The 23,050-nt window shown below is 45.0% G+C and carries 20 protein-coding genes and 1 pseudogene; 9 read left to right on the top strand and 12 right to left on the bottom strand.

The window, feature by feature from the left end:
- Nucleotides 1-39: 39 nt before the first annotated feature.
- Nucleotides 40-1,305 (bottom strand): RNA-guided endonuclease InsQ/TnpB family protein, encoded by a 1,266-nt coding sequence (locus RIC07_RS00305; RefSeq protein WP_446392768.1) that lies wholly within the window; start codon nt 1,303-1,305, stop codon nt 40-42.
- 165 nt (nt 1,306-1,470) lie between these two features.
- Between RIC07_RS00305 and RIC07_RS00300 the strand changes: the two genes are divergently transcribed.
- Both RIC07_RS00300 and RIC07_RS00295 read left to right on the top strand, forming a co-directional pair.
- On the top strand, nt 1,471-2,328 hold the full coding sequence (locus RIC07_RS00300; protein ID WP_446392767.1) for an RsmE family RNA methyltransferase: 858 nt from the start codon (nt 1,471-1,473) through the stop codon (nt 2,326-2,328).
- Nucleotides 2,329-2,456: 128 nt separating this feature from the next.
- Nucleotides 2,457-3,569 carry a tetratricopeptide repeat protein gene (locus RIC07_RS00295; RefSeq protein WP_446392784.1) on the top strand — a complete coding sequence of 371 codons (1,113 nt, stop codon included), beginning with the start codon at nt 2,457-2,459 and terminating at the stop codon, nt 3,567-3,569.
- Here RIC07_RS00295 and RIC07_RS00290 read toward each other — a convergent pair.
- From RIC07_RS00290 to tpiA, 4 genes are all read right to left on the bottom strand, one after another.
- A complete protein-coding gene (locus RIC07_RS00290) occupies nt 3,534-3,674 on the bottom strand; it encodes a hypothetical protein (protein WP_446392766.1) in 141 nt (46 codons plus the stop codon). The two genes, RIC07_RS00295 and RIC07_RS00290, sit on opposite strands and share 36 nt — an antisense overlap.
- A gap of 22 nt (nt 3,675-3,696) precedes the next feature.
- Nucleotides 3,697-4,107: a hypothetical protein gene (locus RIC07_RS00285; RefSeq protein WP_446392765.1), complete on the bottom strand. Its 411-nt coding sequence runs from the start codon at nt 4,105-4,107 to the stop codon at nt 3,697-3,699.
- A gap of 731 nt (nt 4,108-4,838) precedes the next feature.
- Nucleotides 4,839-5,687, bottom strand: a complete 849-nt coding sequence (folP, locus tag RIC07_RS00280) for a dihydropteroate synthase (RefSeq protein ID WP_446392764.1) — start codon at nt 5,685-5,687, stop codon at nt 4,839-4,841.
- Between the two features lie 132 nt (nt 5,688-5,819).
- Complete coding sequence (tpiA, locus tag RIC07_RS00275; RefSeq protein ID WP_446392763.1) at nt 5,820-6,545, bottom strand: triose-phosphate isomerase; 726 nt, start codon at nt 6,543-6,545, stop codon at nt 5,820-5,822.
- A gap of 98 nt (nt 6,546-6,643) precedes the next feature.
- Between tpiA and RIC07_RS00270 the strand changes: the two genes are divergently transcribed.
- From RIC07_RS00270 to RIC07_RS00260, 3 genes are all read left to right on the top strand, one after another.
- Nucleotides 6,644-6,850, top strand: a complete 207-nt coding sequence (locus RIC07_RS00270; protein ID WP_446392762.1) for a hypothetical protein — start codon at nt 6,644-6,646, stop codon at nt 6,848-6,850.
- 56 nt (nt 6,851-6,906) lie between these two features.
- The gene (locus RIC07_RS00265; protein WP_446392761.1) at nt 6,907-7,977 is read left to right on the top strand and encodes an N-acetylmuramoyl-L-alanine amidase-like domain-containing protein; all 1,071 of its coding nucleotides are present in this window, start codon (nt 6,907-6,909) and stop codon (nt 7,975-7,977) included.
- 125 nt (nt 7,978-8,102) lie between these two features.
- Complete coding sequence (locus RIC07_RS00260) at nt 8,103-9,359, top strand: cation:proton antiporter (RefSeq protein WP_446392760.1); 1,257 nt, start codon at nt 8,103-8,105, stop codon at nt 9,357-9,359.
- A gap of 414 nt (nt 9,360-9,773) precedes the next feature.
- Here RIC07_RS00260 and RIC07_RS00255 read toward each other — a convergent pair whose 3' ends face one another.
- The gene (locus RIC07_RS00255) at nt 9,774-10,658 is read right to left on the bottom strand and encodes a mechanosensitive ion channel family protein (RefSeq protein ID WP_446392759.1); all 885 of its coding nucleotides are present in this window, start codon (nt 10,656-10,658) and stop codon (nt 9,774-9,776) included.
- Between the two features lie 2 nt (nt 10,659-10,660).
- Nucleotides 10,661-11,869: a MarR family transcriptional regulator gene (locus RIC07_RS00250; RefSeq protein WP_446392758.1), complete on the bottom strand. Its 1,209-nt coding sequence runs from the start codon at nt 11,867-11,869 to the stop codon at nt 10,661-10,663.
- A 107-nt stretch (nt 11,870-11,976) separates the two neighbouring features.
- Between RIC07_RS00250 and RIC07_RS00245 the strand changes: the two genes are divergently transcribed.
- Nucleotides 11,977-12,621 (top strand): hypothetical protein, encoded by a 645-nt coding sequence (locus RIC07_RS00245; protein WP_446392757.1) that lies wholly within the window; start codon nt 11,977-11,979, stop codon nt 12,619-12,621.
- Between the two features lie 81 nt (nt 12,622-12,702).
- On the opposite strand, the gene RIC07_RS00240 is transcribed toward RIC07_RS00245, so the two are convergent.
- The 4 genes from RIC07_RS00240 to RIC07_RS00225 form a co-directional block, all read right to left on the bottom strand.
- The gene (locus RIC07_RS00240; RefSeq protein WP_446392756.1) at nt 12,703-15,933 is read right to left on the bottom strand and encodes a patatin-like protein; all 3,231 of its coding nucleotides are present in this window, start codon (nt 15,931-15,933) and stop codon (nt 12,703-12,705) included.
- Between the two features lie 213 nt (nt 15,934-16,146).
- Complete coding sequence (locus RIC07_RS00235) at nt 16,147-18,090, bottom strand: GTPase family protein (protein ID WP_446392755.1); 1,944 nt, start codon at nt 18,088-18,090, stop codon at nt 16,147-16,149.
- 196 nt (nt 18,091-18,286) lie between these two features.
- On the bottom strand, nt 18,287-19,180 hold the full coding sequence (locus tag RIC07_RS00230; protein ID WP_446392754.1) for a tetratricopeptide repeat protein: 894 nt from the start codon (nt 19,178-19,180) through the stop codon (nt 18,287-18,289).
- Between the two features lie 241 nt (nt 19,181-19,421).
- Nucleotides 19,422-19,781 carry a response regulator gene (locus RIC07_RS00225; RefSeq protein WP_446377833.1) on the bottom strand — a complete coding sequence of 120 codons (360 nt, stop codon included), beginning with the start codon at nt 19,779-19,781 and terminating at the stop codon, nt 19,422-19,424.
- A 253-nt stretch (nt 19,782-20,034) separates the two neighbouring features.
- On the opposite strand from RIC07_RS00225, the gene RIC07_RS00220 reads away from it, so the two are divergent.
- The 3 genes and pseudogenes from RIC07_RS00220 to RIC07_RS00210 all read left to right on the top strand — a co-directional run.
- Entirely contained in the window at nt 20,035-21,300 is a 1,266-nt protein-coding gene (locus RIC07_RS00220; protein WP_446377831.1) for an RNA-guided endonuclease InsQ/TnpB family protein, read from the top strand.
- 26 nt (nt 21,301-21,326) lie between these two features.
- Nucleotides 21,327-22,109, top strand: a complete 783-nt coding sequence (locus RIC07_RS00215; protein ID WP_446392753.1) for an ABC transporter permease — start codon at nt 21,327-21,329, stop codon at nt 22,107-22,109.
- 160 nt (nt 22,110-22,269) lie between these two features.
- A pseudogene (locus RIC07_RS00210) lies at nt 22,270-22,611 on the top strand (DUF3598 family protein); the annotation flags it as partial.
- A gap of 12 nt (nt 22,612-22,623) precedes the next feature.
- Here the strand turns inward: RIC07_RS00210 and RIC07_RS00205 are convergent.
- Nucleotides 22,624-23,031: a zinc ribbon domain-containing protein gene (locus RIC07_RS00205; RefSeq protein WP_446392783.1), complete on the bottom strand. Its 408-nt coding sequence runs from the start codon at nt 23,029-23,031 to the stop codon at nt 22,624-22,626.
- Between the last annotated feature and the right edge of the window lie 19 nt (nt 23,032-23,050).

Below are 23,050 nucleotides of genomic sequence, written 5' to 3'. Positions count from 1 at the left end.
GGATTCTAAGAGGATACTACGGGACGGGCTGAAGCCGCGTCATGAAAGTTTCATCTTCTTAGAGTTCCAGAGAAAAACCCTGGATGGCGCAGTCAAAAACGCCCTACGGACCTTGGCTAGGTCAAGACCTAGCTGTATCTCTACTTTGCGGAGGATATTGGCAGCACCGTTAGCATCGGCGTTGACGAATTCTCCATTTTTGGTGCGGTACATTCCGCGCTTTACTCGCTTCCCGCTCGGTATCCACCCTTCCGGCTTGGAGCCGAATACAGGTAGAGGATCGTTATCGAGAAAACTAGCTTTAGAGGTGTAGCTTTCTTCAGTTTCTACGAACTGAATTCCGTATTGCTCACACAGTTGCTCAATCCTGTTTTTGAGACGAGCGGTAGGAATTTGGACAAACTCTTGGTTCGTCTTTTTCCCTAACTCAATCCCGTCTTTATTGCGTCGATTCCAACCGAAAACGACTGTTCCAATTCGATGTTGGAGGCAATGGTTGATAACGACACGAGCGGCTTTATTAACCGCATCTCTTACTTGCCTATTGCGCCTTTCTGCGAGAGAGGCTAATTCTTCGTTCCAAAATCCCTGAGCTTTCCCCAACTTAATGGTTGCCACCCGTTTGTTGTAGAGCTGATTAAGACTCTTTAGTTTGCGTCCATCAACAATAAAGCTGGTCTCCACGTTAGAGACACAGGTCATCCAGTTGTCGAGTCCGGGGTCGATTCCTAGCACTCGTGAGGGATCTACATCTGCTGTTACAGAAGGCAGAAGGTAGACAAACTCAGCATAGAAGTAACCGTTGCGGGGAAGGATTATCAGTTCTTTAACGTCTTTAAAGTTAAGGTTAGAGGGCTTATGAATGAAGAAATCCGCTATCTTGAACCATGTCTTGACCAGCTTTCCTAGCGGTATTCTGATTCGACCATCTTTAATCTTCAAAGCCTGCTTAGGATAACTGACAGCAGAAAGACCACCTTTCTTTAAATACTTAGGCAGTCTAGGGTGATCAGCCATTTTTCCTTTTCTGAACGCCTTCATCAACCCACCGAATGACTTAAAAGATTCGCTAACTGTTCTTAGCGCTTGTTGGGCTGCTTGAGAGTAGAGAGCTTGGAAGTGTTTGTTGTTTTTGTACTCCTTTTCTAAGTCGTATTTGCCGATAATTCGCCGACGCTTAAACCAGATTTGACGAGCATAATAAATGCCGCAGTTCATTAAGTTATTCGCTTCAGTGCAAATAAACTCTAGAACGGCGGCTAGCTCTTTGTTTGGGTTTAATAATACTTGCTGGCAACCGTACAATAATATCACCTCCCTGTTTAGGGTTCTATCATATCACTTAAGGGAATCATTGCGGGATGAATCCCGCTGTCTTTACGACTCGCTCGGCTTCATCCCTCGGATAAATCGCGAGGGAACCTGCACCATCGCTAATTCTGTAAAAAATTCATCCATCAACAATCAACTATGAACCTGCAACGGTTAGTTATCTCACCCACGCAACGACAAAACCAACAGATTCTCCTCACCGAAAGCCAACAGCATTACCTGGTGCGAGTCTTGCGACTGACTGAAGGCGATCGCTTTATTGCCATGGATGGACAGGGAAACTGGTGGTTGAGTGAGTTAATGGCGAACCTAACCCAGGCGACAATTATTGAATCGATCCCCATCCAAACCGAATTACCTTATGTAATTACCCTAATCGCCGCGATGCCCAAGGGGAGTGGATTTGAGGATATTATCTCCGCTGCAACCGAACTCGGTGTAACCGATATCATACCAATTAAGAGCGATCGCACGATTCTCAACCCCAGTCCCCGCAAACTGGAACGCTGGCGACGTATCGCCCAAGAAGCCGCCGAACAATCGGAACGTCAGATTGTACCCACAATTGTTGATCCCTTGGACTTTACCTCAGCTATTAAACAAGTTATCGACTCCATCACTCACTGCTATATTTGTGTCGCACGGGGTAACGTTCCTCATCTGTTAAATTGCTTACCTAAGCTAGAGGTTATTGATCAGGGAGATGGGCAAAATAAGGGAGATGAGGGTGGGTTTAGCAACATCAGGGTGACAACCAGCGATAATAGTAAAACCCGCCCCTACATTCAAAACCCGGTTCCAGATGAACGCAGCGAAGGGTCAAAACGCCCTATCATCACCATTGCAACAGGACCCGAAGGCGGCTGGACACCCCAAGAAATCGAACAAGCGATCGCGGCTGGATTTCAACCCGTTTCCCTAGGACACCGAATTTTACGCGCTGTTACCGCCCCCCTCATGGCTCTTTCTTTAATTGCTGCTAGTTTAGAGACATAAAAGTGACAATCTTTTACAAATGACGAATGACAAATGACAAATGACAAATGACAAATGACGAATGACAAATGACAAATGACGAATGACAAATGACGAATGACAAATGACAAATGACAAATGACAAAATCATGCTTGACCAAGTTACTAATGCCTTTAAACAAAAAGATTACCGCACAGCGGCTCGGTTACTTAAACAGTTAGCCAAGGAAGACCCTAATAACCCGTGGGTGCAACTCTATATCGGACGTTTACACGAAGCCACAGGTAAGCCAGACGCCGCAGAAACCGCTTACCGCAAGTTACTTAAAAATACAACGCATCCTAAAGTCATGACCCAAGCGCGTCAGGGATTGGAGCGTTTAGAAGCCATGGAACAGGAAAAACGCCGCCAAGCGTTAGCCCAAGCCACGGCTGACCCCGAAAATACTCAATTCGGTATTTTAGTCCTCGAACCCATTGAACCTGAAGCCAAACCCATCGCCGCCCAAACCTTGGCGAAGATTATGCAAATCGATCCCTATACCGCCCGCCTACAACTCCCGACACGCGGTTGGCGGTTGTATCGAGTTGGACCCATTGGCGAATTAAAATTTTATGCGTCATCCCTCAAGCAGGGTTCAGTTCCCTGTTTTTGGGCAATTTTGGCGGAGATTCAATCCCTAAATGTGTTTAGGGTTCATTATTTTTCCCAAGTCAGTTCTCAGGAAGCCACCGTTGTCTGCGAAAATGATCAAGGTCAACTGGGTTCCCTCCCCTTCCAGTGGTCCCAAGTGAGTCAACTGGTGGAAGGACGCTTACCTATTTTTGAACAAGTGGTGGATGTTGACGCTCGTGGTAAATTACAGCGTAAGACTCAAACCCAAGACTACGCCCAGTTTTGCGACTTGCATTTACCGACGAGAAAAACTATCCTGCGTTTATGCGATCGCGATTATCAATTTCAACAGGGAATTGAACTATCCCCCCAGCCACAGAACCACCCAACTCAGGGAAAATCCCCATCTTCCCTAAGCCATACAACTAATCGAATCAACTGGAATAAACTGCGGGATTTTCTCAACCGCCAACGTCCTCAAACCCCTGTTTGGTCAGATTTCACCAATTTTGCTGAAACGGCTCTCGATTACAAAGAAATGCTGACTCGTTTACCCGCTCACATTGACTTGTTTCGCCGTCAAGAAAGCCTCTGGGATTCTGCTTTTGAACTATACAGTGGACTGGTTTTTCTGAAAAATAATTAGGGGCTGCTGAATAAGTTTTATGGTGAGGGGAGGGAACAGGGAACAGGGAACAGGGAACAGGGAACAGGGAACAGGGAACAGGGAACAATTGTAGAGACGCGCCATGGCGCGTCTCTACATCAACACCTTATGAGCGAGGAGGCTGCACCTGACGTGCCATCTCTAGGAAATTATTCATACTCGGACCTGGACGCCGCCGACTACTATTGGTTTTGAGTGGCAGTAAGTTGTTTGGTGCAAAGGTGAGTCCTGGTTGAGGCTCGGCTTTGCCATTGCTAGCCGCTGCTGGCGTCGCCTGGGGTGCAGCTTTTTGCGGTTTGGCTTTTGGTGCTTTAGCCGCTTTAGCTGCTGGCTTCTTCGCTGCTGGCTTTTTCGCTTCTGCTTCTGGAGCTTTGGTTTCTTTAGCGGGTTCCGGTTTCTTGGCTTCCGGTTCCGCTTTGGCTGCCCCCGTATCGTCTAGCTCCAAAAAGTAGTCTTTACTTTTTTTGCTTTTCGGAGCTTCTGACGATTTGTTTTTAGATTTTAAAAAACTGAACATTTAGCGATACTCCTGTCTCTTAGAGAAAACTTAACAAATTTGCCAAAGTATAGATGAAAACAAACGATGCCAACGTCTGCCATTTCTGATTGTACAGGCAAAATGCTACTTCAATCAGTTTTGTTAGCGTTTTGGCTTTGGGCTGAACGATGCCAACCGCTTAGCTTAGACTCATAAGAGCTAAGACTTTTTGGCTCTTATGGCTACTCGATGGGAATTGACTTGTCTGGCAATTGAAGGGTCTGATTTGCCTCATAATTCAAAGGCTTTTTATTCAGGTTTTTCTAGATAGACGAACGTTATATCGTCTTCTATCATTATGACTTAACGAATTTGTTCCACCTAGCTTCAATTGATCATCCAAACTCCAGTAGAGAGGTCAATAACAATTTTTATTTTACCGTTTGATGGTACTTTTTCATTAACTCAAATACGGCTTTTGATGACTTGACAACAATTGATTGATCAGGCTATCTGTACTCCAGGTTGATCGTTGCTGGGATGACGCTGATCTATATATCGCCATCAGATTAGAATTATGAGTTTTTAGGGCGATTTTTGCAAGGTTTCGCTAAATTTCTTTACAAAAATTCACAATCAGACGAAACACCTACTCTACTGGCGTGGGACAGCTAAAATTGTGGAATAGATTTACCCTTTCCTTATTGATCTCCTCGCCCAAGCTTGGGAGAGGGGCTGGGGGTGAGGGCTGTAGCTTAAGTTGACTCATACTACCGCCAGATGGCATCAGCAACCCGACAGACATCGTGCATTTGAGCAACATCGTGAACCCGGAGAATATCAGATCCTGCCGCAATAGCTGCACAGCAAGCCGCCGCCGTTCCCCAGACTCGTTGCTTGGGGTCAGGTTGGTTAAGAATGTGACCGATAAAACGTTTGCGAGACACGCCGACTAAAATAGGCACACCGAGGGAACGAAAAGCAGCAAGTTGTTGCAGCAGTTGTATATTTTGTTCAGCGGTTTTGGCGAACCCAATCCCCGGATCAATGATCAGGCGCGATCGCACAATTCCCGCATTGACAGCCACCTGAATTTGACCCTCTAGAAACTCGTAGATTTCGCCGATGAGGTCATGATAATCGGTCAGCTTTTGCATGGTTTGGGGAGTTCCCCGGATATGCATCAAAATGATTGGCACACCCAATTGGGCAACCACAGGAAACATATCCGGGTCAAACGTGCCACCGGAAATATCATTGACAATATCCGCCCCCACCGCCACCGCTGCTTTGGCGACAGAGGCTCTCGTGGTATCCACGGAGATAGGGACGGACAGTGACGAACGTACCGCCTTGACCACAGGGAGTACACGCTGAAGTTCTGCGGTTTCCGAAACCTCCTCAGCCCCCGGTCGGGTTGATTGTCCGCCGATGTCCAGAATATCCACACCCGCCTCGACCAGCCGTTGAGCTTGTGCCAAAGCTGCTGCTGGGGTATTAAACTCCCCCCCATCACTAAAACTATCCGGCGTCACATTTAAAACGCCCATGAGGTAGGTACGTTCTCCCCAACAGAAAGAACGTTCTCGGATGGTTAGTTGTCCTTTGTCATTTGTCATTTGTTCTTTGTCATTCGTCTTATGTCATTTGTCATACTCGCTTCCCGAACAGAAGCAAGTCATATCATCGATTTGTGCATCGATCTGTTTTTTCGACAAATGAACCCTAACTAATGAACCATGACCCATGAACTACTGATAATTGACAATTCGGGCAAATCCCCCCGGATCAAGACTGGCTCCGCCAACTAGCACCCCATCAATTTCAGGTTGCGCCATAATTTGATCAATATTCGCCGGCTTGACCGAACCCCCGTACTGAATTGGTACATCCGCAACTTTCAGTTGAGAGCGAATCAAACCCATGATCCGATTGGCTTCTGCGGCTTCACAGGTATCCCCTGTGCCAATTGCCCAGATCGGTTCATAAGCGATCACCAGTTGCTGCTGATCCACATCCACCAAGCCTTCTACAAGTTGCTGGCTGATGTGAGATTCCGCTTCTCCAGCATCCCGTTGTTGCTTTGTTTCACCGACGCAAAGAATCGGAATTAACCCGTGACGCTGGGCGGCGAGGAGGCGCTGGTTCACGGTTTTGTCCGTTTCACCAAAGTATTGACGCCGTTCACTGTGACCGACAACGACATAACGCAAGCCGAGTTCGGTCAACATGGGACCAGAAATTTCCCCGGTGAAAGCGCCTTCATCTGCCCAGTGGATATTCTGCGCCCCTAGCTGCACCCGGCTATTGTGCAGATTTTTGGACATCACTCCTAAATCTGTAAAGGGAACACACAGAACAACTTCCCGATCTGGGGGCGTTTGCTCCAGCTTGGGCATAAATTCTTGCAAAAACTCAGAGGACTCCCTTTGAGTTTTGAACATTTTCCAGTTACCGGCAATGACTATTTTTCGCACAGCTTAAATAAAATCGTCTTAATCTTGATGCATCCTTCAGTTTATAGCCTTGAGGCGCAATTGACAGACCCAAGTTAGCTGTTTTAGGGCGACAATCTTTGTCTAACTCCTACTGCATCAATGGTCTAGCGATCGCGCTGTGGCAAAGTCCAATGAAGAGTCACCCAACTATAGAAGAGAACCTGTTGGGTAGAGCGATAGCGAAACCCAACCTACTATATAGAACTCGCGATCGCGCTGTGGCAAACTATGAGCAGGCGCGTCTGGAGGGGGTAAGGGCGGATTTTACCGATAACCTTAATTGAGAAAACCGATAACTTGACTAAACTCGCCCTTCTAAGCTGGGGCAGTAGGAGAAATAATGAGAACAATGTTTGGCTGGGCTTTTGTGGGATTGGCAATTTCTGGCGGTTTTACGTCAGATCTTGCCTTTCAAGCTCAGGACTATGATTCTATATCGGTTAGTCAAGCGGCAACTCGTTCTGAGGATACTCTAGGAGGAGGGGAAGTCTGTAGAGACGCCGCTTGCTACGTCTGGGAAGCAGAGAACGAGGAACTGATAGATTATTCTGACTTGATGTTTCCCCCTTCCCAGACGTTACTGACCGATACTTCAAATGTTACTGTCTCAGAATCGATGAATCCTGCACCAGAGGAGAGGGAACAGTTCCAGCACGTTATGGACTGGGCAATTGCCCAGCACCTGCAGGAGCAACCGATGACGGATATTATACAGGCGATCGCACACCGATTTGTGGGGACACCCTATAAGGCAGGCTTATTAGATCAATCGCTGGACGAAACCTTGGTGGTAACGCTTCAGGCATTTGACTGTGTGCTATTTGTGGAAACCGTACTCGCGATCGCACGAACTGTAGCACAACACGATTATTCCTATCCCACCTTTGTCAATTATCTTCGCGATCAGCGTTATCAGAATGGTCAACTCGATGGCTATTGTAGCCGTTTGCATTATTTCTCGGCTTGGGTTCAGGATAACGAGAAACGGGGAACCGTAGCCAATATTACCCAGGCGCTGGGAGGAATCTCGTTAAATAAGCAGCTTAATTTCATGAGTACCCACCGCCACCGTTATCCTCAACTGGTGAATAATCAGGCAAATTACCAGTGTATTTTAGAGATGGAAGATCAGCTTAATGCTGTTCCCTTAAACTATATTCCCACCGAGCAAATTCACCACAGCTATGATCAGCTACAATCTGGAGATATTATTGGCATCGCTACGACTATTGCGGGATTAGATGTCACCCATACCGGATTCATTGATCGCCAGCCAGATGGTAGAATTCGTTTAATTCATGCCTCACCCGCTGGAGAGGTGACAATTTCCCAAGATTTACAGCAGTATGTAGGCAAGATCAAGCACGCGATCGGTATTTTAGTCGTTCGTCCAGTTGGCGTTAGTGAGTGAGTAAATTAACCTCTCCCTGATATGAAACCAGGGACTCTAAAAGGATACGTCGAGACGGATTAAAGTATCGCCTTTCCGTGTCGTCTTAGAAAGCCTTTCCCATTGTTAAATAAGGTATTACTTTTGTGGATATCTATATTCTTGCCTTGTTGGTCATTGGCTTACTGCTCCTGTTGGTCACAATAGGTTCAGGCTGGATTAAGCGATTACCTCTTTCTTACGCTCTCATTTACTTAGTTGTGGGAATTTGTCTTGGTCCTTATGGAGCTAATCTGATTCAACTTCAGATCCGAACGGAATTTTTGGAGCGTATCACAGAATTTGTGGTGATTGTCTCTCTGTTTAGTTGCGGCTTAAAAATGAATCGCCCTCTGAAATTAAGAGCTTGGAAATCAACAATTCGGCTCATCGCTTTTCTTATGCCGATTTCAATTTTTGCCATAGCAGCAATTAGCCATTGGTTATTGAATCTGAACTGGGGAGCGGCTGTTTTGTTGGGGGCAATTCTTGCACCAACTGACCCGGTGTTGGCATCCGAAGTCCAATTGGCACATATAGGAGATAGAGATGAGTTGCGATTTGGTCTAACGTCTGAAGGGGGATTGAACGATGCGTTAGCTTTTCCTTTTGTCTATTTTGGAATTCATTGGTTAGAAAACGACAATTGGCAAACTTGGTTGACACAATGGATTTTTGTTGATTTGATTTGGGCGATCGCGGCTGGAATTGCCATGGGTATTTTGGTGGGAAAGGGAGTTATGTGGATTAAGCAGCAGCTCCAAAACTTTCGCTCTATTGATGTGTTAATGGAGGACTTTATTGGTCTCAGCATTATTTTAATCACCTATGCGCTAACAGAAGTTATTAACGGTTACGGATTTTTGGCGGTATTTGTTGCTGGGTTAATGGTACAGCGGAGTCATTCTAATCCTAATCGGCGACTTTCTCAACTGGAATTCACCGAACAACTTGAAAAATTGATGGAAGTGGGAACGATTCTGTTGTTAGGTTCCCTGCTGCGAATTGAGCCAATTCTCGAATTTGGTGGCGAAGCCCTTCTAATTGCAGGATTATTAATTTTTGCCATCCGACCTTTAGGTGCTTGGATTAGCACGACTAACTTAGGTTTTTCTCAGTCACCTCGCTCACGGTTTCACCCAGCTATTCGTTGTCTATTTGGTTGGTTTGGCGTTCGAGGAGTCGGCTCTCTGTACTATCTTTCCTATGCTCTTGGCAAGAGTTTAGAGGGGGAATTGGGTGCAAAAATTGCTTGGATAACTTCTATAACTGTTGTAACATCCATTGTTATACATGGAATTAGTGCAACTCCTTTAATGAAGTGGTATGAGCAAATCATTCAGAAGAAAAATTCAAATACTTGACGGAATAATATTTTAAACATAGACTCGGTTTAATTTTATACAGAGCTTGTTAGAATGCTCCCCATAATTAAGCCTAGAACTAAAGTTCTGGCTTAAAGCTAAAACCCGTTAAAACGGGTTATATATTGTATAGCACTACGCCCTAAGATTAGGACATAAAAGAAAAATTCAAATCGCTCTTCTAGACTAACCATGATAAATTACTACAAAATAACCTCACTAATCCTTGCCAAGCAAGAATCATGGAGATTCAAAAAAACAATTCCAATAAAACAGTTTTTTATTTTGTTAGATCTTTTGCTATTAAATGATTTAAGTTCATTTAAAATGCTAATTTGCCATAACCAGTCTAAGAGAGCCAGGATTTTCACTTGTTCCTCAAGCCCTCACCGGACAAATTTAAACTTTAGCTGATCAGGGGCAACTGTCATTGTTTTGGATATCTGATAACTTTGGGTAAGGTAAATTTTGGCGAGCAAAGGCTTGCTTGGCACGGCGAATCAGATCGGTTTTATAGATAAATTCATCGCGGGCATCCATTGGGTAAGACCGCAGCTTGAACTGAGTACCCCACATTTGTTCTTGCATGACAACGACAATGGGGAGCTTTAGCTGCGTATATTTGCTACTGTAAGCTGCCTGGTACAGAATCTGGATGACTTGTTCCGCATCTACAGTATGAGCAAAATAAAAGTCAGTGAGGATCTGAGCTTCTAGCTCTCCGCTGTTGGCATTGGAGACGGCTTCAGTCCAGGTTTTGTTGTGGGGAATAGTGACAATGTTGTCGTCAGGAGTCTTGAGTCGGATGGCACGCAAACCATAGCCCACCACTTCACCGTAATGCTCTTCAATTTGAATGCGATCGCCCACTCGATAGGGAGCTTCAAACAGTGCAACTACTCCTGCAATGATCGAACTCACATAATCCTTAAAGGCAAAACCCAGGGCAATAGCGATCGTGCCTGTCAATGCGAGGAGGTTCTCCTGAGACAAGTTCAGAAACAGATTTAGGAGATAGGAAACCGTTAGGATCAAAATCAGCCCTTTCCAAAAGGGCAAAGATTGTTTGATCAATAATCGAAAGCGGCGGGGAACTCGTTCTGAAATCCAGCTAGTGAGCGACTGAATGACAAACATGCTCCCATAAGCGATCAAAATAGCGACGAGAGAACGAAGAATTTTTTGCAGTGTAATATTGGTAAGAACTTGTTGCGGTAAGGTTTCCGATGCCTCGATTTGTGCCAACAATGCCGACATTGCCTGAACAAAACTGATCAGATCAAAACCCGATACATTCATGGTTAATCCTCGCCAACAAAAAAGTTATTATTCGTCAATTCAATCTTCAGCTTGGCATAATGGGCAGCACGTACTGATAGCATGCCATTGCTGCTAGCTAGTACCCCGGCTCGCAATAACCCCTGAATCCGAGCTTGGATTTGGCTTTCGGGTTCACCCAAGCTCAAGGCAAGATGGACATGGCTCATCTGCCCATGAATTAGTAACGAATGAAGTAAATAGCGGTCAATCCCCGTTAATGGTGGCAAACTAGGCAATGTGGGTTTAGTTTGACGTAAGGTAAAACGGGTTTTGTTGGTTGTTGATGTCTCGCTCAAGTTCAATTGAGATAAATTACCATCCTCTAGTTGATCGCGCTCGATTCGTAAGCTATTTAGCCATACGCCAAAGGCAATACTACTAACACCAGAGGATTGACTGGCAAGAGTCTTCCAATATGCCTGACTAAGATTATCTTCTGAGTCTTCTATCGCGTCTGGTTCAACCATCGTTTTAGCAATCGGGTTTAACCAGGTTTGAATCATCGCTCCATCTAGTTCCGGTAACGGTTTCACCTCGCTAAAATAGGCGCTAATCTGGCACACAAAATCCAGAAAATCCCAAGCCCAATGGTTACAGCCTATAACCCAAAAGCAATTGCGATTATGAATGATCATGTCTCGTAAGTATTCAATGCTATTCCAACCCCCAATACAGCGCAGAAAACATTGATCCAGACAGGGAATCATCATCAATGTCTTTCGATCAGCCAGGGAGTTTGCCTCAAGCAGATCGCTAGTATCGTTAAGGTTTTTAACATCAATCTGTGGGTAGGCTTGCAGGGCTTGCTCAATTTGTTGAGACATGATTAATGGATCATGAGGGCGCATTCGGCAAGGTAGAGGTGTGAATACCTCTACAGGGGGATTGTGCCAGCTTTGCAGACTATCGCTCAAAATTTTGGCAATTGGTTCTACGGGGCTGCCCAAAATGATCAAACTATTGGCGGCATCCAGGTGATGTTGCCAGTTTTCAACCCCAGCGGTGATCACCTCTTGCACTGTGGTTTGATAGGTCTGACAACAGGGGAGTTCCTGGATTTTTTGCCCCAGTTGACTCTGAATCCCATCGGGCAACTCAACCTCTTCATCCTCGATTGCTACTGCGGCTTGCGCCTGGGTAAACCACGACTGGAACTTTTGCCGAATTGAGTGAACTAAAGAATGAGTCATCAGGTTTCTCCAGTAGGTAGGATGTGCTAATACAGAGGAAGATACAATTAGGTGTATCACTGATTAAGCCAAGCCCGAATCGCTAGAGTCAAACTATCATACCTAAAATGCAACCTGACTTACAGGGACTAAAAATTACCAAAGGAGAACTCAAACATTTGAGTGGAGTAAGTGTTGATACTGTCCTGAAACCACCGACTCTGCCTAAATTTATCGCGGAGATTACGAAAACCCTTTTGGTTATTATCCTGATTAGTTTAACAGGGTTTGTACTTCTCCAGGTTTTTCCGGAACATATTAAGTTGTTAATTGCGAGCCCTTCCATTCTTGCCATCACCTTATTCTTCAACGATATTCGCAAAATTGCCATTAGCCGTAAATGCAAGAATTTAATTCGACTATTTGAAGATGTAAACCGATTTAATCGAGTGATTCAAGCCATTAATATTAATGACAAAATTGAAGCCGTTGGTAATCCTGGTGTGGCATTAACAAATCGGGAACAAGTTATTCAGGCACTTCGGCTAACCCGTGACGATATTATTCGAGCCTTAAAAACTGAACGAATTCTGAGGGAAAATGACAAGTTCATCAAATGCAATTCTGAATTATTTGATAATAACCTCATGGCACTGACAGCTTTACAAGTTAGCGACCAAGCGACGGAACATGGGCGTTTACTCAATGAGGCGTTACAGATTGTTGTGGATGTGCAGCAGGAAATGAGAGCATTACAAAATCGACATTCATAACATGACATGAATTTTAAAATGGAAGTCTCTATTCTTTTTAACATAAGACATAAGACAAATGACAATACATACAAATGACAATTAAGACTTTTTCCACGCATACCCTAACAACCAAAACAAAACTGTAGCAATGAGGGCAACGGCGGTAGATATAGGTGAATTAGAGACAGTAATTACCACACAGATAATGGCAGTGAGTAGGAGTAGTACCTGAAGAACTAATATTAGCGGTCGCTTACCGATAAAATTGCGACTCTGAAATGCGGTGGGACTTTTCAATTGTAACCACCAATAGACAAGTTGTAATGACTTATTCACAAATTGATAACTTAAAAGCCCTTGAAGTTTCTTTGCACGTTGTTTTCCTAGAGTCGTAATCATAATATCTCGCAGGATTAAAGCCGCACGAGTAGCAAGATTTGCCAGCACAATTCCGGGAATATCTTTTAAAATGGTTTCTTTACCAATCCGGTATTGATTGCGAAAGAAGTCTTCTTTGGCTTGGGGAGAGAACCTACCAATAGCATCTTTGGCTAATTTTGCTGCCGCTAGAGTATTCACCGTTTTCTCAAAATAACCTGGAACGGGTTGATAGCTAGGTGGTTGATCACCGAGTTGAGCCAGTAATCGTTCCACATCATCAGGATCAGTGGGTTTAACCCGTTGGCGATTCCAGGTTAGTTGTTCGCTGATTTCATCTTCAATTACTGTTTCTAAGTCGGTCATTAAAATTGAGCGATGACCTTCTAAAACCAGATCGTCTAAAATAATATGCATCGCTGCATCAGACAGATTTGGATCAGCTAATAAGCGAAGATGGGATTTGAGTTTCTGACGAGTGTTGGCGGTGGAATTGGGAAAACAGTCTTGAACCAGTTGATCTAAGTATTCATCTTCTGTACATCCTTGTTCTTGGGTTTGTCGCGCTAAAAAAATTGGAAAATTCTGCAATGATTCACGAGTCACTAAGGCTTCAACAAGACGATTGAGTCCATCCAATCGCCCCCACAACATATCATTGGAACGCCAGGATTTCTTAAAAAATCCGCCAAAAGCTTGTAAGGTATCCCCAGCCAATTTATCATCTAATGTTTTTCCCTTACCTAAACCTAGTTGAGCATCATCTGGACTAAAGCGAATTGTCTCAATTATATCTTTTTCAGAAAGATTGGTTAAATATTCAAAGGGATAGAGTACCCGATCTAAGTCACAAAACTGTTGATAACGATTGAGAATATCCTTATAATCGTTGAGGTTACTGGTTTGAATTAACCGTTCTGATGCCTGATTAATTTGATGAAGAATGGAGCAAAACAGTTGACTACAGTTTTCTGGATCGCTATCCTTGTATTTTTGATCCGACCAAATACGGTTTAGTAGTGATGGATCTTCATCAAGTTGGCGAATTTTTTGCTGGAATTGGGCAATAATACTAGAAATCTGTTTTTGTGGTAACCAGTTACTCTGTTTTTCTTGAAGCTGATTTAATGCTACTCCTAACTGTTCCGCAGCGGTGGGCAATGTCTTAAAAAAGTTGGCGGGAACGAACTCCAGGCGATTTTGATCTAAGCCTGATGGAGACAGGTCATTTAAACCATCCGCATCAAAGAAAAAGCGGTGCAAACGCAAGAGACGATCATAAACTTGCTTGCGCCACTGCTGTTGAAATTCCGGATCATAATTTTCTAAACTTTGCTCCAGTAAACTGTAGAAAGATTCACTAACCTGCGGATGGCTGAGTAATGTATCTAAGGTAAAGCGAATTACTTCTAGCAGTTTAAGTTGTCGATTTAACCGACTGACGAGTAATCGCTGCTTATTATATTCAGCGATTTCGGTTGTTTTCTCAAGCTGCTGAAATAGCTTATCAATAATGTAGAAATGCTTCCTCAACGCATAGTCTATATCCAGATTACGAATATGCTGACTAGCTTGTTGAAGAATTATATCTTTATCTTGACTATTGGTCGGGCTAGTAATACCCGCAATTAACTGTTGTCCTGTTTTATCTAAAATGACTTTTTTATCTGTCCCTGAAGCCGTGGTTTGCTGTCGATCCATGCGTAAAATCAGGGGGAGAATGCGATCGCGCAAACCAATCAGGCGGCTGCGGAGGTAAATCTCTTCATTGACGGTAATTTTGTGGGAAATACTAGGAGTTGATGGATCGGGTGCTTCCACACTAGCGAGTATGCTGTTATAGCGGCTGATTTTATCGTTTTGGGCTTGGATTAACTCCAAATCATTGCTAATGCTTTCATACGTCGGGAGTCCAACTAACGCATCCTGAAGCACGTCCCAGGTGCTAGGCTTCGCCATGGAATTAAAGTTAGGATTTGCCAAGAAGCGATCGGGATTGGGATCAATATAAATCAGCTTGCGATCGACAGGACGGTTAGCGGTGCGAAAATAGATATCTTTAATCGTGTAACTAAAGGGGCGATTATCTAACACCCCACCATCAATAAAATGGAGTTGATAACCATCTGGCGGTCGTTGTTCGGGTAAGTCACGGCTTTCCAATTGTCCCCATCGAATCAGACGCTGATCAATGTCATTGGCATCGTTATTTAAGCCAACATTAACCGCTGGAAATGCCACCGGAAAGCAGGAGGTAATTCGGCAGAGTTTTGCCAGGGATTGATAGGTTTGTTCTGGCGTCCGACTTAAATCCGCTGGGTCACTATCCGGATTAAAGGGTTCGTGCCGTCCCTGACGATGCTTGAGGTGAAAAATCTGGCGGTGATTTTTAACTTCAATGACTCGACCTGTATCATCAAATAGCTGGTAAATTCGTCCCAGAATGTCAGTTCCTGTGACAAATAAATCGAGTTCATTCAACTCAGATACCCACTCCCCATCTGGCGCATTCGTGCGATTATAAATGCCTTTTTCAAACGCTTCGGCTAGGGCTGTTTGATAATACCCAGCACCATCCAAAACCGACTCCCGTTGGGTTTCCTGGGTTGAGGGATGATGCATTAGTTCGCGGATATTCCCACTCTCACGCCAAATTTGCCCAAATTCTTTAAAGTCAACAACTGTGTCTTTGGTGCTATTGGCAAGGGCGTAACTCAGTAACACACCATTAATTCCGCCGGCTGACGTTCCGGAGAGGATATCTACAACAATATCCGCATCTGTTAGGGCTTTAATCAGTTTATAGATACCTCGACCCCGTACTGCATTATAGAATTCGCGGCAGATGCCATTCATATAAATGGCGAGAGAAACACCACCATACACGACGAGTCCTAAGCGATGTTCGCGACGAAATTCAGGTTTTCCGAGGGGGTGACTAGGGGTAGGCATCGTGCGATCGCGTCTTGATGTTAGTGGTACAAAAGTGTTTGACCGGGATATTTCCTAATTCATAAGTAGGTGGACACAATTAAAGTTAACGGTCGAGATTAGGGAACAGGGAACAGGGAACAGGGAACAGTAAGGGTTTGAGGGCGATTTACTTGCACTTAATACAGTACCATTTTCTTTTGTCCGACTACTTACCATATTACGGTTAAATACTTACGCTGTTTCCTTTTCTTCAAAGTCCAGTTGCTGGTTCAGATAAAACTTAAACTTCTGGCGTAATTGTTCAACACTCATCTTCTGTGTCCAATATTCTACCAAAGCGTGACCAAATGCCCACGCATTGCGATCAGGTGAAGATGAATTGTCTAGCAATAATGACCACAGCGATCGCAAGTCGAATTGCATCTGAGTATCTCCTGCACTCAGCAAGGAGAATAAGTCATACGCCATCTGTAATTTGCCAATGACTACGGGTAACTGTTCGACGGGAATTTGTTCAGCGAGGGCAAAGGCTAGCGTGGGAGATCCGGTTGTTACTGTGGATACAAACTGTAGCACAGGACTTTTCAGAAACGCTGCCAACCCCTGAGTCGTTGCCATCTGAAACGTATAGTGGTCAATAATTTTAGCGGCTTCCGCTGTACGGGCTTCTCGGTTTCGCAAAAAGCGGGCAAGACGCAGTTGTTTGGCAGGTGCGATCGCGTCAACTAATGCTAAGGATAGCGCCTCGATATTCCAAGGGGTACGCCCGGTTTTCCAATCCGCCGTCACCACAGGTAAAACCTGATCGCACCATTCCCCTAAACTTTCGGCGCGATATTCTGTCGCTTCCCGAATCGCTTTTTCTTTGGTACGTTCCCCCCATTGCCAATCATAAGGGGGTTGCCATTCTCGGATCGGGCGCAGGCGATCGACTTGGGTGACGATTGTAATGGCAGGTAAGTCTTCAATATCTGCTTGGATTTCCTTGAGAAACTCCGCATCAACATGTAGCGCCGGATCGAGGGCGGGGGTTACCAGTAGCAGTAAATCGGCGTTCGTGGCATAATCGAGTACCAAGTCCCGCAAATCGGATCGGTTGACTTGTTCATATCCCGGCGTATCCCACAGCGTCAGGGTTTCTCCAGTTGGAGTTTGCCAGTGGTAATTCTGGATGCGATCGGTACTGGGTAAGACATCGACTTCGGCTTGTTCTGCCTGAAATAATGTATTAATTAGGCTACTTTTACCCGATCCAGTACGCCCCACCAGCAAAATACTCACAGGCTTTTGTTCAACCGCTTCTACAGGTTCAGCTTGTTCGAGGATATCGCGCAGGGTTTTGGTTTTTACCTGGGGGAGTTGCGGTTTGGGTGGGGAAACGGTAGCTGAACCCGGTGGGGTACTTCCACTATAAAGCGCGATCGCTTGTCGAGATAAATTCTTTAACGCCGCTTCGCGCAGCATCTGTGCCAAATTCATCAACAGTTGCTGGGTAGCTTGGTTACTCGAACGCTTACTCGCTTGTTTGGCTAGCGCCGCCACCGGATTGACTACCCACTGTGCCCAACTCCACGCTTGCCAGAGTTTGCGGGCGGAGGGTTCGAGTTTCTGGTACACTTCGTAGGCTTGCAATCCCTGTCCCACTGTCACCTGACTCAGCGCTGGCGATAACTTCTGCATCCACTGATCTAAGTCATCCACTGTCCCCCGAATCAGCCCATAAGCTTGGGGAATGTAGATATTAAGTAAGGGATATTTCGCCTCCGGCTGATAGATATGGGCGATGGCGACAACAAGTTCCTGACATCGTTGCCAAAAGGTTTGCCAGTCTTCCCAGATGGGCGGATCATCCTGTGCTTTTTTCAGCACCGTTTGCAGGGCGGCTTCGGCGTTTTGAGTCGCCTCATCTGTGGCGGGTAAGGCAGTTGTTTCCTCTGTGGTAGCGTCGAGTTGATCGCTAACTTCAGCTACCGCTGCTTCTACCTGATCGACGGTTGTCCGTGTCCATTTTACTAGCAGCCAACGCCAACCTGCGAAGATCAGGATAAAGATACCCCAGATCCAATTAATTCCCCACTCGTGGATTTGCCAACCCGCAGATAAGAGTAAGAAGATCATGATGGACGCGATCGGCATTGCCAATACGATCCACTGCCACCGTTTTAATCGCACCATTGTCTGATATAGGACTACGAGGATACGTTAAGACATCAGTTGATCCCAAAAGGGAACAGGGAACAGGGAACAGGGAACAGAAAAAAATATCTTAACCTGTCTTGGTACTGCTATACCTGCCACAAAAAGCCTCCGTTAAAGCTATCGTAGTTCAAATAGCAACCAATGTAGGGGTTTGGGAACCCAAACCTTACTGTTAAGGATTTTCATCTCCTTCCGGAAGCGGTTCGGGAAAATCAGGTGTCTCGTTATTCTCAGGGGATGCGGTTGGTGCAGGTGTAGGCTGTTCGCTTAATGTGGCAAGTTGCTTGACTTGATCTTTGTACTCCTGTGGTGCGAGAGAAACCGCAGTGGTAAATAGAGGCTTGGCTTCTTCAGTTTTCCCTTGTTGGCGGAGAATTAGGGCTTTAGCCAATACGGGGCGAAAATCTTGGGGGTTTTCTTCGATCAGTTCATCATAAATGGTGAGGGCTTCGGTAAAGCGCTGTTGACTCAGGTAGACTTCTCCTAACAACAATTTGACAGAACTCACATCCACTCTACCCGGTTGAGTTTGATTCTGTTGTCCAGCGTTTTTAATTGTCTCTTGCAATAAACCAATCGCCGCTTCTGGACGGTTTTGCTGAATATACAGGGCGGCTAATCCTTTTAAGGCATTGATATCTCCGGGCTGTGAGGCTAAAATCTGACGGTAAGCTTGGGATGCACCTTCGCGATCGCCAGTTTGTTCTTTTGCCTGAGCTAGCAACACCCCATATTCGGGTTGGTCGGGATTCAGTTCAGCTAAGGTTTCCAACGGTGCGATCGCGCCTTCAATATCCCTTAACTGTAGTTTTGTCTCTAATAGTCCCCGCAACGCGGTTTGATTTTCCGGTTCTCGCTGTAAAACCAGTTCGTACCCTTTCGCTTGTTCTTCAAGTTGCTCTTGCTGTTCAGTGGATAGGCTGGGTTGAGCATTGGGTGTGCTAACAGCAGACGGCTGATTGCTCTCTACAACACTCCTCAACAGCGGAATCGTCGATATACCAACAAATGCCAGCACAGCTAACACTAGCACGACTATAACCCAAACCCTGCGTTTTTGAGACACAAAAAATTCCTTGAACTCTATTGACATTATGAACGCCAAGGCGTCGTTTGCGCCAATGGTTGCATTTTGATGGGAAAGCTAGCTTCTTGGGGAATTTCACTCAGTTGCGGTTGATCGGCGTATGTAGATAGGACAAGGAAGACAAGGACTAGCAAATAGTAGGTCTGAACGCCACAATCGATCCAGTCATGAATTATCTCAGTTAGGCGTTCTGCATTGGCGGCTGTTTTGGCTACGTCATTTAACCATTTTGATGTTCCAGCAATGTCAAGAATTTGTCCACATTAAAGGGTTTGAGAATATGATCAATACCTAACCCTCTAATTTTCATCAGATTAATTTGATCGGCACTGGCTGTAAGAAAGACAAATTTAGTTTCAGCCGTGCTAGGATCTTGACGCAATGCTTCTAAAACGCCATAACCATCCAATTTAGGCATCATCACATCACACAAAATTACATCCGGATGAAACTCTTTGGCTATTTCCACCCCAGCCTGACCATTGTCTGCTCCGATGGCATCAAATCCTTCCATTTCCAGCAGTTCTAAGAGATTATCCCGGATTAAGCTTTCGTCTTCAATCACTAAAATTTTTCTCATGGGAGATCCTCATGGTTTAATTGACATTTTGTCACAATTTTGCTCTGCCTAACCGCCAACCTAAGCGGTGATTTCTGCTATCTTAACCTTGTGAGGGGGTTTGGGGGAGCTATAAGTCCCACGCTGTAATCTTTGATGAGCGCGTTGGGATACTTCGACAAGCTCAGTAACAACATGGATTCCCCCAAAATAAGCTCAAAATAAGCGTTTACTATAACTTGTTATTTACAGTAGACTAAGTTATAATCAATATATGCTGAATCTAAATTACACTTATCGAATCTATCCTGATGCCGAACAAGTCGAATCACTGAACGAGTGGCTCGAAACTTGTAGAGGTGTTTATAATTATGCTCTTAGGGAGCTAAAAGATTGGATTGCTTCAAGGAAGTGTCCAATAGATAGGTGTAGTTTAGAATCAGAATACATAATAGCTGCTGATTATCCTTTTCCAGGGTATCAGCAACAACAGAACAATTTACCCAAAGCTAAAAAGGATTACCCAAGACTAAAGGTAGTACCTTCTCAGGTATTGCAAACAACCATCAGACGATTACATGATGCTTGGGATTTTTTCCGAAATCGGGGTTATGGATTTCCAAGGTTCAAAAAGTATGGACATAAGAAATCGATACTTTTCCCTCAATTCAAGACAAATCCTATAACCGGATGGCAGATTAAATTACCTAAGCTTGGGAAAGTTCAGATTAATTTGCATCGACCAATCCCCGATGGTTTTGTTGTTAAACAAGTTAGGGTAATTAAAAAAGCGGTAGGTTGGTTTGTAGTCATAAGCATTCAATCTGATATTTCTCTTCCTGATACCGTACCTCATGGTCATTTCATTGGGGTTGATGTTGGATTGAATAGTTATTTGGCTACCAGTGACGGCTTTGTAGAACCAGGACGCAAGTTTTTCAAGGATATGCATCGTAGGCTGAAAGTGCTACAACGCAGGTTATCTAAGAAAAAGAAGCGTTCTAAGAACTATGAAAAAGCCAGACGCAAAGTAGAACGATTGCATAATCATATTGCATTCAAGCGAAAAGACTATCAGTACAAATTGGCTCATAAACTCTGCGACATGGCGGGAACTATATTCTTAGAGGATATTGATTTCCGAACTATGGCGAAAGGGTTTCTAGGCAAACATACAGTTGACGCCGGTTTTGGTCAGTTTAGAGATATTCTTTATTATGTGGGCAAGCAACGCGGTGTTTATGTTGCTGAAGTTGACCACAGAGGCACATCTCAGACTTGTCCAAACTGCCGCATTGAAGTCCCAAAAGAACTGTCTGATAGATGGCATAGTTGCCCGGAATGCAAATATGAAGTTGATAGGGATATAGCTTCAGCGCAAGAAATCTGTAACCGAGGTTATGAGCAACTAAGTACCCAGGGACTCTGGGGGAAAGAAATTGGCTGTCAAGTCGGGCTGTCGGGGGCTTTTAGTCTAGATAAGTGGCGCAGGGCAGCAATGTCTAACAGCGATGTTGGAAGCCCACACCATGATCTATGATTTGGTGTGGGAGGATGTCACTCAAGATGAAACGATATCTGAACGTACTCCAGTTGTTCTGGAGGACTGCTCTCGCCGCTGAACTCGAGTATCGCCTCAACTTTCTGATTGCTGCCTTAAGCAGTCTCGGAAACTTAGTGGGCAGTTTATTTGGGTTATTTTTGTTTTACCGCACCGGCTACACCTTTCAGGGCTGGAGTTGGGAAGAGGCTTTGGTGATTCTGGGGATTTTTACCCTTCTCCAAGGATTTGCGGCGACGCTGCTGAGTCCTAATCTCAATCGCATTGTCCAACATGTCCAGCAGGGTACGCTCGACTTTATCTTACTTAAGCCGATTAGTTCTCAGTTTTGGCTATCATCTCGCACCCTATCGCCTTGGGGATTGCCTGATTTAATTTTTGCGGGAATCCTCCTAGCTTATGCAGGTGAACGCCTTAACCTGAGTGGGGTGGATTACCTTTTGGGTGCTGTTCCCCTGGGGTTTGGTCTGATCAGTCTTTACAGCCTCTGGTTTATACTGGGAGCCACGAGTATTTGGTTTGTCAAAATTTATAATGTGACTGAAGTGCTGCGCGGGTTGTTGGAAGCAGGGCGTTTTCCGATGGTGGCTTATCCCACCGTTTATCGATTTTTCTTTACTTTTGTTGTCCCTGTGGCGTTCTTAACCACGATACCCGCAGAGGTGATTTTAGGTCGCGGTGAGTTCGTCTGGGTAGTTGGTGCGGCGATTCTGGCGTTAGGATTACTTTTAGTGTCCGGTGTCTTTTGGCGGTTTGCCCTCCGGTTTTATACCAGTGCGTCGAGTTAATAAGGGGAACAGGGAACAGGGAACAGGGAACAGGGAACAGGGAACAGGGAACAGGGAACAGGGAACAGGGAACAGGGAACAGGGAACAGGGAATAGGGAACAGGGAACAGGGAATAGGGAACAGGGAACAGGGAACAGGGAACAGGGAATAGGAAAAATAATGCGATCGCAATGGGACTGTTTACTACAAAATCTAGGCGAATGGCAAGGTTCGTTTACCCGCTTCTCGCCGCAAGGAGAAGCGTTGACGGATACTCCAACGGTTGTCAGCTTAGAGGGACTCAATCAAAATAAAACAGTACGCCAAGTGATTCGTCGCTATCCCCGCGATCGCGCTGTCGAGGAAACAGTCTTAGAATACAGTACCTTAGCCAGAAGTGTGCTATTTTTTGAGACCGGAGCATTTTCTCAAGGCTCAATGCAGTGGGGTCCTTTTTCCGAATTTGGGGCTGAATTGGGCTTAATTGCCGGAAATCGTCGCCTGCGGTTAGTGCAACTCTACATTGACGCTCCCTCACTGAAAGTGAGGGATTCTGCGGACAGAGTTAAGTTGTGGCAACTTCCACAATCTAACTCTCGCTACGGTTGTCAAAGACCGTCTACCCAGTCGATTTAGGTCAATACCTAACTTCCTGGCTACTTTTCTTAAAATGTTGGCGCTACCGTTCAAGTCAGCATTAATCAACAAATTGTTTCTTGAGCGGTAAAGCCCACGCTTTATTCGTTTTCCTGACGCTTTCCAGCCTTCTGGCTTTTCGCCAAACTTGGGCAGGGAGTCCCCGTCAAGATAACTAGCTTTGCTGGTGTAGGCTTCTTCTGTTACTTCTAAGTGGATACCATAAATTTCACACAATTGCTCCAATCGGTCTTTTAGTTTACCCAAGGGTATCTGAACAAATTTCTGGTTGTTCAGTTTACCCATATTGGCGTTGTTCTTAAAC

This window comes from Coleofasciculus sp. E1-EBD-02 (assembly GCF_040218245.1).
Lineage (GTDB): Bacteria > Cyanobacteriota > Cyanobacteriia > Cyanobacteriales > Coleofasciculaceae > Coleofasciculus.
Note: the sequence above shows the minus strand (reverse complement) of the source record. Positions and strands in the feature narration are given on the sequence as shown.